Here is a 248-nt window from a genome sequence, read left to right as displayed (position 1 = left end):
TATCACCAAACGAGCTTGCTTATTCACTTTTCTTCACTGTTTCTCAACAGCGAATGCTATCTTACCACAACCGTCGACACCTTTGCAACCGTTAATTGCTTCCAGTTTCGGGGCCCCCGAAAAGTAATCGGCATAAGCTAGAACGCTTATCTTCACTTTTTGGGGTGAGTTATGGTGGAGCCAAGCGGGATCGAACCGCTGACCTCCTGCTTGCAAGGCAGGCGCTCTCCCAGCTGAGCTATGGCCCC

The 248-nt window shown here is 50.8% G+C and carries 1 tRNA gene; it reads right to left on the bottom strand.

Annotated elements, in window-relative coordinates:
- Nucleotides 1-172: 172 nt before the first annotated feature.
- Nucleotides 173-248: transfer RNA gene (locus ACSEXW_RS28500), tRNA-Ala, on the bottom strand.

Origin of the sequence: Oryzibacillus soli (assembly GCF_051594765.1) — a bacterium.
In the GTDB taxonomy this organism is placed as follows: Bacteria; Bacillota; Bacilli; order Paenibacillales; family NBRC-103111; genus Paenibacillus_AR.
This window is presented reverse-complemented; position numbering and strand designations above follow the sequence as displayed.